We start from the raw sequence: 17350 nt of genomic DNA on the forward strand, positions 1-17350 counted from the left end.
CAACTTCTTATTATAATGTTTGAAAAGAATAAATTTTACGCAACTTTCAAGCCATAAACAGTGCGTTTTTGTTATTAAGCGACGGTATAAAAAACGCGCACAAAAATTTCCATGACTCAAAAACAACATAAAAAAAGGCGCTCAACGCGCCTTTTTCTGAAATGGTAAGAAGCAGATTACTTCTTATCGTTGCCACCAAATAATGGTCCCATTCCGCCGCCACCACCAAACTGTTTTTGCATACCGCTTAATGATTTCATCATTTTTGCCATACCCGATGGATTGGCAAATTTCTTCATCATTTTCGCCATTTGCGCATGTTGTTTAATCAACTTATTGACTTCAACGACATCCATACCACAGCCGGCTGCAATACGCTTTTTACGGCTTGGGTTCATCAGATCTGGATTACGGCGCTCTTTGATGGTCATCGATTGGATAATCGCTTCCATCTTTTTCACTTGCTTTTCAGGGTTCGCTTGTGCCAACGCATCTTGAATCCCTGCATTGCTCATGCCAGGCAACTTATCCAAGAAGCCCATCATGCCGCCCATTTTATTCATTTGCTCAAACTGCATTAGCATATCTTCAAAGTTGAAGCTGCCGCCTTTTTGCAGTTTTTTCGCCATTTTTTCGGCTTTTTCTTTGTCGACTTTACGTTCAAGCTCTTCGACCAAAGAAAGTACGTCACCCATACCCAAGATACGCTGTGCAACACGTTCAGGATGGAATGGCTCTAAGGCATCGAGCTTTTCACCCATACCTAAGAATTTGATTGGCTTACCTGTGATTGCACGTACTGAAAGCGCCGCACCACCACGTGCATCACCATCAGTTTTGGTCAGAATCACACCCGTTAATGGCAGTGCATCATTGAAGGCTTTGGCTGTATTTGCAGCATCCTGACCGGTCATTGCATCGACCACGAACAAAGTTTCAGTTGGCTTAATCGCCGCATGAAGTTCTTTGATCTCGTCCATCATTTCATCGTCTACGTGTAGACGACCTGCTGTATCGACAATCAAGACATCCGCAAACTGAATTTTGGCTTGTTCAATTGCACGTGTTGCAATGGTAATTGGTTTTTCATCAGCACTCGATTCAAAGAAAATCGCGCCAACTTCACCTGCAACGGTTTGTAGCTGTTTAATTGCTGCTGGACGGTAAACGTCGGCAGATACCATTGCTACTTTTTTCTTTTGGCGTTCTTGTAAGAAGCGAGCAAGTTTTGCAGCCGTTGTTGTTTTACCTGCACCTTGCAAGCCCGCGAGTAGGACTACAACAGGAGGTTTCGCTGCAAGATCAAGGCTTTCATTTGCCTCGCCCATCATTTTTGTTAATTCGTCATGCACGATTTTAACAAATGCTTGGCCCGGCGATAATTGAGTCATGACTTCTTGACCCAACGCCTCTTCCTTAACTTTCGCGATAAATTCACGAGTTACAGGAAGTGCAACATCGGCTTCAAGAAGTGCCATACGTACTTCACGTAGGGTATCTTTAATATTATCTTCGGTTAGCTGCCCAGAGCCAGTAACATTTCTTAAACTCTGCGTGAGTCGTTCCGTTAAGGTATCAAACATTGCAAAATCCGCTTAAAATTGCTAGTTGCAAAAAAATCTTTCTTAAAATAGAAAATTTATGCATAGAATGCTATAGGATACTGTAGTTCGCACCGAATTTATATAAATGAATATTCATCATCCTGAAAAAGGTTTGACATGATTAGCCTGCCCTTGGTTTACACCACCTTAGCATTAGTCGCTTATACCACCTCTTTTTGGTATTTGTTCCTCAAATTAATGGCTAAACGTGATCCAAACCATTGGTTTATTGGCATTATTTTAGGCTTAGGCTTATTGCTACATGCCACTGTTTTGTACCATGACATGCTCACACCGATGGGGGTGAATTATGACGTTTTTGTCTTAATGTCATTTACATCGGGGCTCATGCTGTTACTTAGTCTACTCTATAGCACTTATCGTCCAATTCTAGCTTTGAACCTGATTGGCATTCCTGTGGCCGCTACAGGACTCATTTTAGGATTTGCCTTTAGTCAATCCACTCAATTTATTGAACAGCGCTCATTGGGTTTAGATATTCATATTATTTTGTCGCTGTCAGCCTATGCAGTACTACTCATGGCGACCATACAAGCTGTGATTTTATGGTTCCAAGATCGTGAGTTAAAAAACAAACAAAAGAAACGCTTTTGGGTCAACTTACTGCCCTCTTTTCAAGCGATGGAATCTTTATTGTTTGACTTGATTAAAACGGGTTTTATTTTACTGACTGTGGCGTTGGTGTTTGGTTTCTTTACCATTGACAACTTTTTTGCCCAACATCTGGCACATAAGACCGCTTTTAGTATTATTTCTTGGTTTGTGTATGGGGCTTTGCTCATCGGACATTACCGTTTCGGTTGGCGAGGTCAAAAAGCGATTCGCTTTACCTTAATTGGATTCTTTTTATTGGCTGTTGGTTTTATCGGATCTAAGTTTGTATTGGAAATGATTTTAGGTCGATAACGTCTTTTTGTTGAGTTCGCTTTATTAAGGGTACAGTACTTTACTCAAAAAGTAGATGTATAACATAATGGCCCAACAGAAAAGCCCAGCTTAGGCAAACTGAGCCTCCATCAAAATCTAATTAATTGATTTATAAAAACTTATGCAATAAATTATGTATACAGTGATGATGTTAATTCTAGTTTTTCTAAAATTAACATCTAGCTCTCATCTTAGTATTTATAATTTAATTACATTTTTAATCGGTATTCTTCCAGATTTAGCTGACAACCAATATATGATTTCTGCTGATTGTTATGAAACTTATTAAAATCATCCAAATTAGAATCATCATCAAGATTGTTTTGCTTCACCCATGTTTTATAAGCAGAGAAATTCTGAATCACAAAATCCAATAAATTTACTCTAGCTTTGGTTAAATCACACCACTTACTTTTAGATTCCAATTTTTCTGAAAGTGGAACCTCTTTATCATCATAATCTCTAGAATAGATCATATTATTAATTACAGCTTTATTGAGTTCACCATTCAAATGTCGATACTGTTGATCGAATTCGTCACCAGATAAAGCAAAACAACTGCTACTAATAAATAACAGTATAAAGCTTAGTAATTTCATTATTTTAAATATCCTAAATTTTCATTTATTATAAAAGAAACTTGATCAAAATTTTATTCCATTTAACATTATAGAGCCTATACGCAATAACACTAAAACAGAACACAATGCTTTTGACCAATGACAATGTAGATAAACTCATCCCCTCCATAATTGACTAATTCCCCCCAATCAATCATGGTTTGTGAAAGATTTATACGTCTATGACGAAGCTCCGGTAGCCTATAGTATTGATAAATGGCAGAGTAAAACTTGAAGTGCGACATAAACCACCTAATTAATTTAAAGGGTTTATGGAGTATATAAAATTGTCATACCATCATCTTAACTTTGAAGATCGTACTGCATTAATGCTTGAGTCAAGAAAAGAAGGCTTTTCAGCCAGAAAATTTGCTGAACTTATTAAAAGACATCCTAGTACGATCTATCGTGAGCTTAAAAGAAATAGCATCAATGACGTTTATCAAGCTCGATATGCTTCTGATAACACTTTTGCTAGACGTAGACGTGGTCACAGAAAACTCAAAATCGATTCAATCCTCTGGAAATTTATTGTTGAAGCGATCCGTTGTTTATGGTCTCCTCAGCAAATAGCAAAGCGTTTAAAGACATTTCCTGATTTGGATCAAACAATGAATGTAAGCCATACAACGATTTATTCAACGATACGAGCATTACCCAAGGGTGAGTTGAAAAAAGACTTATTATCCTGTCTACGTCATGAAAATAAAAAGCGAAAAGCTAACGGTGAACCTAAAAAAGATTCTATATTACAGGATATTAAAACTATTCATGAGCGCCCAGCCGAAGTTCAAGAAAGAAAAATACCGGGTCATTGGGAAGCTGATTTAATTAAAGGTAAAGACAATAAAAGTTCGATAGCAACACTTATTGAACGAAATACACGGCTCTGTATCTTGGCAACATTACCTGATGCAAAGGCAGAATCAGTGCGCAAGGCTTTAACTGAAGCTCTGAAATATTTACCTGCAGAACTGCGTAAAACGTTGACCTATGACCGTGGACGCGAGATGTCAGAACATAAAATACTCGAAGAAGATTTAGGCATAGATGTATATTTCTGTGACCCACATTCACCTTGGCAAAAAGGCACATGCGAAAATATGAATGGTTTAATTAGGCAATATTTACCTAAAGGGATTGATTTAAATCAGGCAGATCAGCATTATTTAAATCAAGTTGCCATGTCACTGAATACTCGTCCTAGAAAGGCGTTAGATTGGCTTACACCATTAGAGAAATTTGCTCAGCTTGTTGATTATCATATGGCTTTTGAAACTGTCGCACCTCATGTTTGAATTCGCCAATCATCCTTAAATTTATAATTAGAATAATGCAAATAGATTATTTTTCATCCACCTGTTATACTGACAAAACTATTACGCCTCCCTTCTTCTACCTTCTACTTAGAGTAATGCCAATGAAGTAAGTCTTATTTTCCGTCAAATCTAATTTATGTGTTTTCTGACGTGCAAAATAAACTTATTTACTGCTCTATATCTCTATAAAAATTTATTTTGTATGTCCTGTATAAAGGAGTCTTCAATGACCCAACAGGCCTGTACTGTAAAAAATCTCAGCGTTCAATTTGCTCATGAACCACTTTTTCAGCATTTAAACTTTGAATTGCCCGCTGCCCAATGTTCAGCGCTGATCGGACGCAATGGTCAAGGCAAATCAATATTAATGTCGCTACTCACTCAGACGCACATGCCCAATTATGCGAGTGGCGAAGTGATTTGGCATCTGCCATTTTCCTACTTAAGTCAGCTCGAGCGTTTAAGCAACTGTACACTTGCCGAAGCCCTTAACATTGCTGACTTACATGCAAGTTTTCAACGTATTGAACAATCGGCTGCGAGCTTTGAAGACTATGACCGCGTCGAACATGCATGGCATCAACCCACTGAATGGTTGAAATTGCTAGAAAGTGCAAACTTACCTACAGATCTATCTAGCTCAGTTTCTCAACTGAGTGAAGGTCAGAAAACAAAACTGGCACTGTGTCGCCTTTTTTTACAAACTGAGCATTATTTACTTCTTGATGAACCCAGTAATCACTTAGATCATGCAAGTCGTGTGTGGTTAAGTCAAAAAATCCTTCAACATCCTGCGGGCTGTTTAGTCATTAGCCACGACCGCACATTGTTAAATCAAATCTCCAATACCTATGTTTTAAATGATTTTGGTTTGCAACACTTCCGTTGCAACTATACCGAGTATCAGTCACACACAGAGCAACAACAGCAGGCACTACAACACAATATCTCGCAAGAGAAACGCGAACTAAAACAATTACAAGTCCAACAGCATGAGCAGCGCATGAAAGCTCAGAAAAGGCAAAAGTCTGGGAAGAAATTACGAAGCTCTGGTTCTCAAGCCAAAATCCTACTCGACTTTAAAAAAGAACGTGCGAGTCAAACCTTCTCGGGAGTCGCGCAGCAACAACTTCGCCAAAAGGAACAAGCGCAAGATGAGCTCAAAAACAAACAGCAGCAACTAGAACAGATTAAGTCACAAAAGTTTGATTTCCATTTTCAACCTAAACAAACAGGTGAAATTCTTCGTTTGAAAGAAGTGGGTTTAGCAGCACTTTCTATCTCGCCTATTTCTTTCGCCTTACACAACGGAGAAAAAATCCAACTGCGCGGCCAAAATGGTTCAGGTAAGTCGACCCTACTTCGTGCCATTCAAAATCATAGTCATGTTCAATCGGGAGACATTTTTAAGCGTGGAGCATCGTTATATTTAGATCAAAACTTTAGCCTACTGAATCCAGAACTGAATGCGGTACACAATTTACAGTTATTGAATCCGTCTTTGTCCGATGAGGCGTGTCGGAATCAATTGGGGCAACTTCGAATTCGACAAGATAAGGCTTTACTTCCCATCTCACTACTCAGTGGCGGTGAACAACTCAAAGTTGCTTTACTGTGTATCAGTCTCGCAGCACAGCCTGTGGACTTACTGCTACTGGATGAACCCGAAAATCATCTCGACATCGACTCAAGACAACTGTTGGCACAGGCTATTCGCGATTTTACAGGGGCGGTTATTTTAGTTTCGCATGATGATGCCTTTGTCGAGGAGACACAGATTCAAAACTATTTCGCTTTAACCCAAACGCATTAGACTAGACAGCGTGATCGGATTTGCGTATAACACCGTTTTTCTATTTGACTGGTGACACCGCTGTGAAACTCATTCTTGCACCAATGGAAGGCTTAACCGACCCAATCATGCGTGATGTTCTCACGTCTGTAGGTAGCTTCGACTGGTGTGTGACCGAGTTTATCCGTGTGACCAATTCGGTGTTACCCGATCATATTTACCACCAGTATTGCCCTGAATTACTCAATGGCGGAAAAACAGCGGCGGGAACACCCGTGCATGTGCAGTTTTTGGGCAATGACCCTGAAATGTTGGCTGCCAATGCCATCCGTGCTGTGAAACTCGGTGCACCCGCCATTGATATGAACTTTGGCTGTCCAGCCAAAACCGTGAACCGTCACCGTGGTGGCTCGGTGCTTTTAGATGAGCCTGAAGTGGTACATGAACTGGTCAAAGCAGTACGTGATGCGGTTCCTGCACACATTCCTGTTTCTGCGAAAATGCGCTTAGGTTATATGGACCGACATTTTATGTTGGACAATGCTCATGCCATTGAAGATGCAGGTGCAACATGGGTTACCGTGCATGCACGTACCAAAGCCGATGGTTATACCCCACCCGCTTTTTGGGATCAGCTCCGCCCGATTCGTGAAGCATTAAAGATCAATGTGATTGCTAATGGTGAAATTTGGAACAATGCAGACGCGAAACAGTGTCGCTTAGAGTCTGGCTGTGAAGATTTGATGATTGGACGTGGTGCCGTGACTACCCCCGATTTGACCCAGTGTATTCGTCAAAATATCGACACACCTTTACTGACATGGAATGAGCTGCTGACCTTACAAATCCGTTTCTTAAACGGCGGGTATAAGAAAGAAATGAATATGGTCGGACGTTATAAGCAGTGGTTGGGCATGATGTCTAAACACTATCCTGAAGCTAAAGCCCTCTGGGATGAAGTCAAACGCATCAAGCCGCTAGATGACATTATTCTCAAACTAAAGGCAAGCGCGACTTAATCCGTTCGCGCAACGATCGCCACATAAGTGGGCAAGTTCCATGCACCACCTGCAAAGCCTTTACATTGCTGCGATTGTGCCTGATAACTGAGGACAAAAGCCTTTCCATTCCAAGCCCACTCAGAACGAATACCACAGTCAGCGATACCCCGCCCTTTTTGTTCTGAGAAAATTTGTGCCTCACTAAAACTTGAGCCTGATGTGGTGACTTGCTGCTGAATCTTTTGCAATGCTTTGTCCATAACCCAATAACCTAGACCTTCATTGTACGCCCCACGCCAACATGGAACTTGAACCACCACTTGTTCCGCATTCAGCGGATAGACTGAAACCCGATCTTCCTCAAAAAAACGTGCCTCGTATAAATTAGGACAGTCTTGTTCATCTGTTTTTGCTTTTAACTTTGTAAAGAGTTGATGGGCAATTTTACTGTCCACGGCAAAATGACTGGCAACCGCAGGTCGATATCCCGTAATACCAATTTTAGGGATAGCTTTGGGTTGTAAAACATTTTGCTCAGACTGATTGCCTTTTTGATATACCGCATTCGGTGTATTTACACGTTTTTGTATATCATCCATTTTGAGCAAAACTGCATTTGCCCCAGCAGTTGAAATTTGCCATTGCTGTGCTTGGGTCGTGAGGCGAATATCTTCTGCGCCTACCAAAGCCTTTAGCAACTGCGCACTTTGAGCACTGGACAGTTTCGCGGTACTTTTCTTGGCATCGATGGTCAGGCTCCCCAGAGATGTTCCTCCTACGTTTAAATTGGCTTCAGTATCCTGCGTAAACTCTCAGCCACTTGAATTTGGCTGAGTACTGCACTGCCTGCACCTGCAGGACGAGAAATCAGTAATGAAACTGGATGACCAAACTGAGCATCACTTTGATACCCTACCGCGCGGCACATACCCGTGTTATCACAGGCAAGCTCCCAGTCTTTATGCATAAAATAGTTACCCGTTTCAGCATGAGTCAACTGGCTCAAGGCACTCATCAGCAACACACCAATAATGGGACTATTTCGTTTTATGATCTTATTATTCAACATATGCACTCACTCCACTTCAGAGGAATTTTAATTTTGCACTCAAAAACTTCGGCTTTGCACGATACCTATATAATTTAAACAATCTTCAACACGAATCCGTTGTACTTTCGACAGCTGATCTAGATCAAACCAAGCATAGGCCGTATGTTCATCACTGAGCCTGATCTCAGCAGATGCAGCCAAATGGCATCTAAAAATAAAGGCATGCGAGGTCACTGCCGAATGAAAGTACACACCCGATAAATAATCGATCTGAACCTGACAACCGAGTTCTTCTTGGCACTCACGCAGCAAAGCCTGATGAATGGTTTCTCCCATATCCAAGGCTCCACCGGGTAGCCCCCAAGCCTGATCAGCATAATTGGCTTTCAGTAATAAAACCTGTCCTGCTTCATTGGTCAGCACCGCATGAGAACTTAGTCGGTAAAAGTCTTGAAATGCCATAGATACCTTCTTCTTAAGTTGTTCATGTTGTCATTAAAAACATAGCCCCGCAAAACGGAGGTGGCTCAACCTGTACCCAATCTAAAGCTTTAGCGAGCTCAGTCTGGAAAATGAATCGGCTTTGACATTTTAGTTTCAAAGTCCACAGGCACCGAAATATGCTGATGGGCAACCAACCACTCACCTGCTGTTTTTTGAAAACATAGCGTGGTTCTGCACCAAGGAATCTCTGGGGTTGCAACACCACTGGCATGATCCAGTTTAGAATAACAATGTAAAAAAGCTAAACCATCACGACTAAAAATATTGATGTTACGCCTGAACACTTTGATTTCCCCCTGAAAAAATGGGGCATATCGTCTCCACAATTCTTGATAGGCTTGTACACCTTGTAGCTCAAACCCAATATCAAACAAGCTGACATCACTCTGACAAAGACGAATGATATTTTGTACATCCATTTTACAAATGGCATCATCCCATTGTTTGAGTTTGAAGATAATTTCATGCCCTGCATGCTCATCTCCAACTAATCGAAAATCCACATCGCACTCACACACTACAAATCAAACTGCATAAAAAAACGCGTGCGCCATCCATAGCAAACACGCGGTTTTCTTCAATTCTTAAAACAAGCAAAATATGTAATCTGATCTTAAGTCGTCAAATCCTTAATCGTGGTACTTGAACCATTGTTTTTAACCGACTCAATGCCTTTATCTCGGGATTGCTCACTGGCATAAAACTGACTGGTACCAATAATCTGATGATTGGCAGCCTTTAAGTTAAAATAAGGTTTGCCATTCTTGGCTTCTAAGCGTTCATAACGCGTATCATCGGGGCTATTTTTTTGCACCGACTCAATTCCATTATGTGCTGACGCCTTTGCTTTATACAGTTCACTGGTCAAAATGACCTCGCCATTTCCCGCTTTTAAAACAAAGCGATATTGGCCATCATTTGCCTGACTTACTTCGTACCATCCTGACATAAGCTCACCTATTGTTATTTTAAAGTGATTGTAGATCCACCAAAACCGAATAAAAAATCATCCAATTTCATAAAATATAAATGACTTCTTTTATAAAAAAAAGTGCATTTACTACCAGCCCAATTTTTATTTTTTTAAAATAACAGCGCTATATGAATAACGCATGACAGCCTCAAACCGTTTAAATGACACTCGATATCGGCCCAATACGGCTTGGTACTCTTCCTAATTCTATGCTTTTAATACCAATTTGCTATAACTACTTTTTGGCATTTCAATAATTTCTACACAAATTTGTACCGTTAAATCCTGAGGAGCGGTAAAGTTTTGCTGCAAGGTTTTAAGCAATTGGCTCGAAATGGCACACTTGGTGGCTTCATCTCGTCCGCTTAATAAAGACACTTTGGCATGCAAATAAGCCTGTGCATCACCATCCACCCCAATCACAAAATCGGACTGTCGAATGGCACGACTTTTGATGTCATTACCCGATTGTACAAACTGACCATCTAGCAAAGCTTGGTTTAACGCCAATAACATCGGCTTAACTTCAAGGGTGTCGATATTGTCTGAATATTCAAGGTGGATATGTGGCATAGCGTATTCTTCAACAAGTTTTTATCTTTATAGCATGCTGTGCGGGTGTTTCAACGCTTAATGTCTTTTCAAAATGGCTAAAAAAACAAAAACGGAGTCTAATTGACTCCGTTTTAATCTCGAACTGCAAACTCAGCAGATTAGGCTTTTTTCACATACTCAGATTTCAGTTTCATCGCACCGACACCGTCAATCTTACAGTCAATGTCATGACCATCTGCGGCATCTGGCAGTAAACGAATATTTTTCACTTTGGTTCCGACTTTCACCACCGATGACGAACCTTTAATTTTTAAATCTTTAATCACCGTTACCGTGTCACCGTCAGCAAGTAAGTTGCCGTTGGCATCTTTAATTGCTACCACTTCTTCAGTTGCTTCTCCCTCTTTCCATTCGTTTGAACATTCAGGGCAGATCAGCAAGTCACCATCTTCATAGGTATATTCGGACTGGCATTTTGGGCAGTTGGGTAAAGACATAAAAACCTCAAAAATAAAAAAATAAGCAATTCACATTGCTCAAAACGCCAATATAGCATTTTTCAGACAAAAACGATGCGAATCACCTATTTATTTTAAGGCTTTAGCCTTGTCACGGGATGAATAAAATAAAGCCTAGGAAAGTATAAATTTTCCCTGTAATAGCATCAGCTCAACACTTACTTTTGTTCCAAACACTGCTTCAAAATCACCACATGGTTATGCTGTTCTTCTTTGGCTGCGGTGAGTAACGTGATCTGCTCACGCACTGCCAGTTGGCGCAAATCATTCAACTCGGCGGGATGTGCTTCCAGTTCTTTCATATAACGGACTTTAAACTCATCCCAGTGTGCCACCATGTCTTGGTGATACCATTTCCGTAGTTCATTGGATGGTGTGAGAATTTTTGGCCATTCATCTATTTTGGCCTCAAGTTTTGAGACCCCTCGAGGCCACAACCGATCAACTAAAATCCGTTTGCCATCCTCTGCCTCGACAGGCGCATAAATTCGCTTCATGCGTATTGGCATGCAAAACTCCTTTTAAATCTATGGTGCAACTTGTTTTATTGTTCAACGATGACGAAGCACTATTCATCAGGAATGTCTGGATTCACTAAAAAAGCCAAGAGTTGCAACGACTCTTGCCAACCTAGATAACAGCCATCGACAGGAATCACATCGGGCAAACCAGACTGCGTAATATGAACCTCTGTACCGACAGATACTTCTTTAAATTCAACACGCACTTCAATTTTACCTGCAAGTTCAGGTACATCGAACTCATCGGTATAGCGTAATAAACTGTTTTCAACGATTTCATGATAAGTGCCATGAAATGAATGCTGCATGCCTGTACTGAAGTTGGTAAAGAACATACGATATTGACCACCTTCACGCAGATCGAACTGATCGACATGTGCGGTAAAGCCATGTGGTGCCATCCACTTGACTAAAGCATCTGCAGTGGTAAAAGCACGATAGACGCGCTCGACGGGCGCACTAAATACGCGGTGTAATTGAACACTATTTGGCATGATTTTTTTCGTTCTTTTCAAATATTCAGATTTAGTTTAAAACGCTCAAACCCACATGCTGTATTTTTTGTACACATTCTTAGGTAAGCAAAACGTGTCCTGCCGTCTTTTTCTCCCCACCAACAAAAAAAGCATGTTTTTCAACATGCTTTAACTTTAACCATTTCTTAGGCTTGACCTTGCTCATAGTCCTCATCATCTTCGTCGTCATAGACATAGGCCATACAGCCCCAGCCGTCATATTCACCACCAAACTGTTCTGCAATTTTAGTAAACCATTGTTCTAAGTCAACAATGTCTGAATACTCAGGTTCCATATACACATAGATGGTAATAATCCACTCAGATACGTCGCTTTCTTCATCGACAAACAAAGTGATTTTTTGCTCTTCTTGTAATAAATACAACGCACACTTTTCTGCTTGTGACTGCTCTTGAAAGGCAATCGAATATTCTATTTCATGCGGTTCAGACAGGTCGTCGCCATCCTCAGCCATTTGCCAAAGTACATTTCCGTTATCATCATCTGGATATAATTCATAATCACGTGTCATGCGTATGTCCTTGTTATCTTTTTAGCCAATATATCGTTGGCAAGTGACAAAATAGTGACTTCAACATAGCATATTTTGCCCATTTTTATAGCAGTTACATCTGATTTTTCGAAGGTTATTTAGACTTTATTTCACGCTGATTTTGCCTTGTTAATGTAAAACCCGATCTTCAACTAAAATGTCCGCTTGAAACTGTAAATCACTGCTTTTTAGGCTTTCTAATAGAGCCGAAAATTTGAGTTCTTCTAAGCGTAAAGCCAGATAACTCTCTTGTATCTGAGTATGACCAAAGGCCGCACCATAGTGATTGATCAGGATAAAATCATCCTGCAAAGCTTGAATCAAAAGGCCAAGATTGTCTTTGCTCACACGTTGTAAATATAAGTCTGCTTTCGTATTAAATAACTGTGAAACCAACACCATCATCGATAATCGCCGATTCTCATCCATAAAGGCGCAGTTCACAACGTCGTTTTGCTCAACCGCACGAATCACTTGTTGCCGAACTTTCAGTAGATGACAGGCCGCATCTGTTTTCCCATAGCCTTCGATGAGTTCATCTAATAACTGCTCCGAAGGCAGTTGATAACTCTGGCTGTAGGTTTCAATCTTATGATGTAAGGCCTTCGATATTTCAGCCAGATGTTGTCGTTCTTCAGCCATGTGAAAAAAAGCACCCAGTTTTTCTCTGGCGCGCTGCATGGTAACTTCTTTGGCTTTACATTCATATTCCGTTAAGAACTGATTTACTTTTTCGATGCGCTGCCGACACTGTTTGAGCATTTGTTCAGCATCAAATTTGACCGTCTCAGCAAACAATTCAACTTGGTTGTGCCGTTCAATAACATACTGTTCGACATCAATAATTTCTTGGTAAGGACTCAAGGTTTCGTTGCGTTGTCTGAGTGTTCCAAGCTCAATTCTTAAACTGGTCAGCCGATGTTGTAATTCACTTTGCTGCTGTTCATAAACTTCTAAACTGTTTCGACTGCGCTCTAAATTGCTTTCTAAGGATTCAATCTTCTTTTTTTGGGCAAGGCTGTGTATTTTTTGCCCGCATATAACAGCACACAGCAGGACAAGAATGACCGCAAATACATAAAGCATGGCCTATCTCCTTACTGGAAAGTCATTTTTCTTTTAAAGACTCCGCTGCAAGAACACATCAAATTCGAACAGTAAGCCTTGGAACAGACAAACCTATTTTCATTCAATTTCAATCAATCGTGATCATGGCCAAAAAGCCAAACTCAAATGTTAATTTCCATAAAGATAAGCACACTGGATAAAACTGCACTTACACAACTTACGCTAACGGTTTTTTAAACGGCCGGATATCCCAAATTTTAAGTATTTCTCATAATGTAAATAAAGTGTGACATAGTTAAAATGGCACTCGTCCATGAATCGCAACCGATTGTCCACTTAAAGGCTGCTGAAAGGCGAGAAAACTGGCATGTAAAGCCATGCGTTTTAATGGGCTTCGTGTCGGCTCAGGGTGATACAACTTATCCCCTGTAATTGGATGCCCAATATATTGCATATGCACACGGAGCTGATGTGAACGCCCTGTAATCGGAGTCAATAAAACTCGCGTAATATCGGTCTCAATGTCATAGCTAAGAGCTTGATAAAGCGTTTTTGCAGGCTTACCCAGTTCAAAGTGCACAATCTGCCGTGGTCGATTTTCCCAGTCAGTAATCAGTGGCACTTCAACACAGCCTTCGGCATCCAACTGGCCTTGAACTAAAGCAATATAGTGTTTCTCCACCGTGCGGGCTTGGAACATTTTGCTGACAGCAACTTCAGCATCGCGGTGTTTGGCAAACATTAAAATCCCTGAGGTCGCCATATCTAAACGATGGGTAATTTTGGCTTGTGGAAACTGTGCTAAAACACGTAAATAAGCACTGTCTTGATGTTCCGGTAAACGACCAGGCACAGACAACAAACCCGCAGGTTTTTCAATTACCACCAGATCATCGTCTTCATAAACGATCACCAAGTCTTCTTGGGGCGGTGAATATATAAAGTTGTCATTTAGAGCCATGGGAATAACAGCATACAAAAGCGAGCGCGAAAAATAGCAAGCTGTGTTTCAGCTGTCAATCATTCAAGAAATATCGAAAACAGCCTTAATCCTAGGCACCCATCACCCTATATAAAGCCAACTTTTTAGCAGCGCTGATTAGATTGAAAACTTAAAATAAAATGATGTAAGTGAAACTACAACAGCAGAATTTTTCGGTTTTATCGGGAAATATTAAAATTTATTTTTTTGATTTATATTTTATTCGAGTTCAAATTTTTTAGGGTGTCTGGGAAAACATGTTGTTTACTTCAACTATCATAACTTTGTAAGTGATGATCTTATAGCCTATAAACTTTTGATTTATAGCGTCCTAAGCCGAATCAAGACCTTTTGGGTAAGTACTACTCACGCGTTTTGCGCCACTGGTAGCATGCTACTCTTTTCGATCCCGTCACACCCTTGAGATATAATTTAACAATCCAAGGGCGGGATTGTTTCCCGAAGATAAAGTCTTTTTAGCTATTTTTGGAAAAAAATCTTGGCTTTCAGGTTATCTAAAAAATATTTTCCCAAATGCAGCGTATTTATGATTTTTTTCTCACATAAAAGTGCTTTTCTCAGGATTTTATTTCTTTGCTGCATCACAGATGAGAAAATCAACTTCCTGCACAGACCTGCATCAGCTGAATGAGATTCCCGCAGGTATCATCAAAGACTGCAACTTTGACTTTTCCTGCCCGCATCGGTTCAGAGGTAAAACGTACCCCTAGGTTTTTGAGCCGTTCATATTCCGCATCAAGGTCATCTACTTGAAAAGAAGTATAGGGAATCAGATCTGCTTTGATTGCGGCCTTAAACGGCTGTGCCGCAGGATGTGCATCAGGCTCCAGTAGCAGTTCAACACCTTCAGGACTTTCGGGGGAAACCAAAGTCAGCCAACGATAATCACCCACAGGTACATCATGTTTGACTTTAAAACCGAGTTTTTCTGTATAAAACTGACAGGCTTTTTCTTGGCTATCAACCATGATGCTGGTGACATATATTTTCATTGTTGTTCCATATTTTTTATCAGACTTTTAATGGTTATAGCAGAACTCTAAGCGTTCCAATGTTATCAAATCGCAATTTTTTTAAAGCCGTTTTCGCAAACCAAAGCGCCAATTTGTTTTGGCACAGTTAGAGCAAATATTTGGATAAATTCGGGGCAATATAGACGCTTAAAATGGAAGAAAATATTTGAATGGGCGTATCTTTTATCGTGTTATTTTTATCGTTTAGTTTCTAGGGATCAGGAGATAACCTCAACGGTTAAAACTGGGTAAGTTCTAAACTTTTGCCTATAAATGGATAATCTATAGCGTCCTAAGCTGAATCGAGACCTTGTGGGTAAGTACGACGCTGATCTGATAGATAACGAGTCGCAAACTACTCTTTTCGATTCCTGTGCCCTTAAACGCTATATTAAGCAAATTGGTGCGGGATGAATTTCCTAAGATCGGCTAATTTCAAGCAATGATGAAAAATATTTCCCTAAATAGAACCAGACTTGATAAAAATATTCATAATGATACTTTAATTATCTATTTCATCGCATAAAAATGAACTTCTATCATATTTTACACCATCATTTCAGAACGTTTAAGTCCCCATGTAACCTTGCAGCCACGTTGCAATAAACCACCACAAACTAATCGCGGACATACCACAGAGTAAATTAGCTAAAACCTTTTGCATATTACTAAGCTGAGACAGATAGATTTTTCGGTTAATCACATAAGCAACCACAGCTAAGGCTCCACCGATTGCACCACCAATCATCACTAAAAACAAAGGCCAACCTGCCATCAAATGAGCCGCCGTACTCAGCTTAGGTTTCTCTTCAACACTCAAGAGTAGTTCTTTATTTTCCATCTCTTTCCCCTATACATGATCAAGTAGTCATGTGACTGATGCATCAGACTCAAGTCACTCATAAAAGTGTATTTTGAAATATAAGGTAGCAAAAACTAAGCCAAGACTATTCAAAACTCAGATCGTCGATGTCCTGAATTTTGCTCAAATACATTGGAGCAACATTCACTTTGCTCCATGTTTCTTTAAATTTAGGGTCGCTATCAGGGTCTTTGTTGAGATTTTCTCTGACCAGCTTCTTAGCGGTGAGAAAATTGACACTGGTTTCACTATTCACATAAGGGCCAAAATTATCGGAGCTGTCATAGCCAATCAAGCGCATATCACGTCCCTCTAAACGGAACTGATAGGCCCAATATCCATATCGGCCATGGGCATAATGTAGTTTTAACAAGCCTTTTTCGATAGAGGGCACCAACTCAGGCGCAAAGTACACACCGCCATCTTCATTTTCTGAAGAAAATAATGACAGGTTCTGAACGACTTTTTGGTACTGCCCTTTGGTATTCAACAATACAATCACACCACGGCGGTTGCGATCTAGTTTTCCGCGGTATTCATCGGTGACCCATTGTTTCGGATCTGTAGCTTTGACGATTAAAACCACATCTTTCAAGCCATCTTTGTTTAAGTCCCCTTGCAGGACCTCATACACCGTATATTTTGCGGGAAGGTAAGCTTTATATTGGCTACTGGCTTTTTGTCGCTGAATATCCTCCTCTGTGCTTAAGTTTTCAGCATATATATTGGCGGAGACACCCAACATTGCAGCGAACATTAGAGAAATTTGAATGAACTGTTTTTTCATAGTTTTGTTAATTTTTTAAATAATAAAGTAGGTAAAAGAGCGCGCTAATGAATGCTTCATTTTTGACATCTGTGCCACAGCTTAGCATTTATCAGAAGTCTATTTGTAGGATGCTCTAGAATTAAAGCAGATGACCGTATCA

21 protein-coding genes are annotated in these 17350 nt (G+C 40.3%); 4 read left to right on the top strand and 17 right to left on the bottom strand.

All coding sequences use genetic code 11. From position 1 onward, the window contains the following. Window positions 1-176 precede the first annotated feature (176 nt). Window positions 177-1583 carry a signal recognition particle protein gene (gene ffh, locus MN200_RS12750; RefSeq protein WP_010327404.1) on the bottom strand — a complete coding sequence of 469 codons (1407 nt, stop codon included), beginning with the start codon at window positions 1581-1583 and terminating at the stop codon, window positions 177-179. A gap of 138 nt (window positions 1584-1721) precedes the next feature. Between ffh and ccsA the strand changes: the two genes are divergently transcribed. Continuing rightward, a complete protein-coding gene (gene ccsA / locus MN200_RS12755) occupies window positions 1722-2531 on the top strand; it encodes a cytochrome c biogenesis protein CcsA (RefSeq protein ID WP_058870185.1) in 810 nt (269 codons plus the stop codon). A 230-nt stretch (window positions 2532-2761) separates the two neighbouring features. On the opposite strand, the gene MN200_RS12760 is transcribed toward ccsA, so the two are convergent. Further along, window positions 2762-3151 carry a hypothetical protein gene (locus MN200_RS12760; protein ID WP_086208753.1) on the bottom strand — a complete coding sequence of 130 codons (390 nt, stop codon included), beginning with the start codon at window positions 3149-3151 and terminating at the stop codon, window positions 2762-2764. A gap of 350 nt (window positions 3152-3501) precedes the next feature. On the opposite strand from MN200_RS12760, the gene MN200_RS12765 reads away from it, so the two are divergent. The 3 genes from MN200_RS12765 to MN200_RS12775 all read left to right on the top strand — a co-directional run bounded on the left by MN200_RS12765 (window position 3502) and on the right by MN200_RS12775 (window position 7302). After that, window positions 3502-4470 carry an IS30 family transposase gene (locus tag MN200_RS12765; protein WP_005804963.1) on the top strand — a complete coding sequence of 323 codons (969 nt, stop codon included), beginning with the start codon at window positions 3502-3504 and terminating at the stop codon, window positions 4468-4470. Between the two features lie 247 nt (window positions 4471-4717). Beyond that, entirely contained in the window at window positions 4718-6304 is a 1587-nt protein-coding gene (locus tag MN200_RS12770) for an ATP-binding cassette domain-containing protein (RefSeq protein ID WP_242759566.1), read from the top strand. A gap of 62 nt (window positions 6305-6366) precedes the next feature. Next, window positions 6367-7302: a tRNA-dihydrouridine synthase gene (locus MN200_RS12775; RefSeq protein WP_242759570.1), complete on the top strand. Its 936-nt coding sequence runs from the start codon at window positions 6367-6369 to the stop codon at window positions 7300-7302. Here the strand turns inward: MN200_RS12775 and MN200_RS12780 are convergent. The 15 genes from MN200_RS12780 to MN200_RS12845 all read right to left on the bottom strand — a co-directional run bounded on the left by MN200_RS12780 (window position 7299) and on the right by MN200_RS12845 (window position 17208). Next, a complete protein-coding gene (locus MN200_RS12780) occupies window positions 7299-8048 on the bottom strand; it encodes a DUF1176 domain-containing protein (protein WP_319823170.1) in 750 nt (249 codons plus the stop codon). The two genes, MN200_RS12775 and MN200_RS12780, sit on opposite strands and share 4 nt — an antisense overlap. A gap of 17 nt (window positions 8049-8065) precedes the next feature. Continuing rightward, window positions 8066-8353 (bottom strand): DUF1176 domain-containing protein, encoded by a 288-nt coding sequence (locus tag MN200_RS16675; RefSeq protein ID WP_058870188.1) that lies wholly within the window; start codon window positions 8351-8353, stop codon window positions 8066-8068. A gap of 39 nt (window positions 8354-8392) precedes the next feature. Continuing rightward, window positions 8393-8797: an NUDIX domain-containing protein gene (locus MN200_RS12785; protein ID WP_058870189.1), complete on the bottom strand. Its 405-nt coding sequence runs from the start codon at window positions 8795-8797 to the stop codon at window positions 8393-8395. Between the two features lie 98 nt (window positions 8798-8895). Then, window positions 8896-9342, bottom strand: coding sequence for a nuclear transport factor 2 family protein (locus tag MN200_RS12790; RefSeq protein ID WP_058870190.1), 447 nt, complete (start codon window positions 9340-9342; stop codon window positions 8896-8898). Window positions 9343-9452: 110 nt separating this feature from the next. After that, window positions 9453-9788: a YegP family protein gene (locus MN200_RS12795; protein ID WP_004695228.1), complete on the bottom strand. Its 336-nt coding sequence runs from the start codon at window positions 9786-9788 to the stop codon at window positions 9453-9455. A gap of 231 nt (window positions 9789-10019) precedes the next feature. Next, window positions 10020-10385: a 5-carboxymethyl-2-hydroxymuconate Delta-isomerase gene (locus MN200_RS12800; RefSeq protein WP_010327411.1), complete on the bottom strand. Its 366-nt coding sequence runs from the start codon at window positions 10383-10385 to the stop codon at window positions 10020-10022. Window positions 10386-10525: 140 nt separating this feature from the next. Then, window positions 10526-10864 carry a zinc ribbon domain-containing protein YjdM gene (locus MN200_RS12805; RefSeq protein ID WP_004695225.1) on the bottom strand — a complete coding sequence of 113 codons (339 nt, stop codon included), beginning with the start codon at window positions 10862-10864 and terminating at the stop codon, window positions 10526-10528. Between the two features lie 179 nt (window positions 10865-11043). Continuing rightward, window positions 11044-11394 (bottom strand): DUF488 family protein, encoded by a 351-nt coding sequence (locus MN200_RS12810; RefSeq protein ID WP_029575101.1) that lies wholly within the window; start codon window positions 11392-11394, stop codon window positions 11044-11046. Window positions 11395-11453: 59 nt separating this feature from the next. Next, window positions 11454-11900, bottom strand: a complete 447-nt coding sequence (locus MN200_RS12815; RefSeq protein WP_058870195.1) for an SRPBCC family protein — start codon at window positions 11898-11900, stop codon at window positions 11454-11456. A 167-nt stretch (window positions 11901-12067) separates the two neighbouring features. Continuing rightward, entirely contained in the window at window positions 12068-12454 is a 387-nt protein-coding gene (locus tag MN200_RS12820) for a ribonuclease E inhibitor RraB (RefSeq protein ID WP_004695219.1), read from the bottom strand. 150 nt (window positions 12455-12604) lie between these two features. After that, window positions 12605-13561, bottom strand: coding sequence for a DUF5660 family protein (locus MN200_RS12825; RefSeq protein ID WP_058870196.1), 957 nt, complete (start codon window positions 13559-13561; stop codon window positions 12605-12607). 277 nt (window positions 13562-13838) lie between these two features. Then, on the bottom strand, window positions 13839-14504 hold the full coding sequence (locus tag MN200_RS12830) for a pseudouridine synthase (protein ID WP_058870197.1): 666 nt from the start codon (window positions 14502-14504) through the stop codon (window positions 13839-13841). A 638-nt stretch (window positions 14505-15142) separates the two neighbouring features. Next, entirely contained in the window at window positions 15143-15538 is a 396-nt protein-coding gene (locus MN200_RS12835) for a VOC family protein (protein WP_010327416.1), read from the bottom strand. Window positions 15539-16127: 589 nt separating this feature from the next. Continuing rightward, the gene (locus tag MN200_RS12840; RefSeq protein ID WP_004695211.1) at window positions 16128-16400 is read right to left on the bottom strand and encodes a hypothetical protein; all 273 of its coding nucleotides are present in this window, start codon (window positions 16398-16400) and stop codon (window positions 16128-16130) included. 106 nt (window positions 16401-16506) lie between these two features. Then, complete coding sequence (locus MN200_RS12845; RefSeq protein ID WP_242759573.1) at window positions 16507-17208, bottom strand: hypothetical protein; 702 nt, start codon at window positions 17206-17208, stop codon at window positions 16507-16509. Window positions 17209-17350 lie beyond the last annotated feature (142 nt).

Source organism: Acinetobacter sp. LUNF3, assembly GCF_022699605.1.
Lineage (GTDB): Bacteria > Pseudomonadota > Gammaproteobacteria > Pseudomonadales > Moraxellaceae > Acinetobacter > Acinetobacter johnsonii.